Consider the following 1,144-nt stretch of genomic DNA (forward strand, 5'->3'; position numbering starts at 1 on the left):
GGGCCTGTTGCGCAGTAACCGGGGATGTTTGGATGGGGCGGGATCGCAGGGATTTCGCTCGTCTTTGTGAGCTCCGCCCCCTTGTTTGGGGTTTCGGCGGCGGTTTCGGCCCGGGCGGCCGCGCTGCGGGCGCACCTATCCCGTGATGGCGGCCCATCGGCGCATGTTGAAGGCGATCGCCGCCAATGTCACCTGGGCGGTGGCCTTCGCCAGTCCGACATAGCGGATATTGGTCAGCTTCATGCGGTTCTTGAGCGTGGCGAAAGTGGTCTCCACCGCCGCTCGCCGTCTGGCGATCAGGCGGTTGTAATGTTTGAGCCGCGGCGGCAGCGCATGGTGCTTGTTGGGGCGGCGCGCGATGCGCACCTTCTTGCCCTCGGCCTTGAGCCGGGCGCGGCGGGCATGGGTGTCGTAGGCGGCGTCCGCCCACACCGTCTTCTCGTCGCCGCAGATCAAGTTATCGGCCATCACCGTGTCGTTGACGTTGGCTGGCGTGGTAATCACCGTGCGGATCAGGCCAGAGCCCTCATCCACCCCGACATGGGCTTTGTAGCCAAAGGTGAAGCCGCCCTTGCCCTTTCGCGCGGTGAGCCGGGCATCCGTATCCTTCGAAGTCCGCTCGTCCGTCGGGGGCAATGAAACCGCATTGATCAGCGTGGCATCCAGCATCGTTCCCCGCTTCAGGATAACACCGGCTTTCTCCAACTGCCGGTCCAGTTCGCCAAACAGCTTCTCCAGCAGCCCTTCGCCGACAAGCAGATTGCGAAAACGCGAAAGCACCGTGTGGTCGGGAACGCTCTCCTCCAGCCCGAGCCCTACAAAGCGCCGGAACGACAGCCGGTCGCCAAGCGCCTCCTCAAGTTCGCGATCCGACAGGCCGTAGAGTGACTGCAGCAAAAGCGCCTTGAACAGAACCAGCGGTGGCCAAGCTGCCCGTCCGGGTCCGCCATCGCGCAGCGGGTTGAGCAGCTTCTCGAAGCGATACCACTTCACCAGACCCGACAATCGATCAAGCGGTGAAGAACCGCCAGCCAACTTGCCGCCCAGAAAAGCCTCCGCCAAGCTCAACTGGCCCATCTGCTTCACTGCCATCGCGATTCCCTCCGAGCTTCGTCTCAGAGAATCACAATCAGCGAATTACGCA

1 protein-coding gene is annotated in these 1,144 nt (G+C 63.0%); it reads right to left on the bottom strand.

Annotated features, from left to right (window positions below; translation table 11 throughout):
- Positions 1 to 135: 135 nt before the first annotated feature.
- Complete coding sequence (locus tag NKI63_RS30625; RefSeq protein WP_352692063.1) at positions 136 to 1,092, bottom strand: IS5 family transposase; 957 nt, start codon at positions 1,090 to 1,092, stop codon at positions 136 to 138.
- Positions 1,093 to 1,144 lie beyond the last annotated feature (52 nt).

This window comes from Mesorhizobium sp. M0410, assembly GCF_040321435.1.
Lineage (GTDB): Bacteria > Pseudomonadota > Alphaproteobacteria > Rhizobiales > Rhizobiaceae > Mesorhizobium.

Coding starts and splice junctions, on each gene's coding strand:
- NKI63_RS30625 (WP_352692063.1), bottom strand. CDS start 1,092: ATGGCAGTGAAGCAGATGGGCCAGTTGAGCTTGGCGGAGGCTTTTCTG.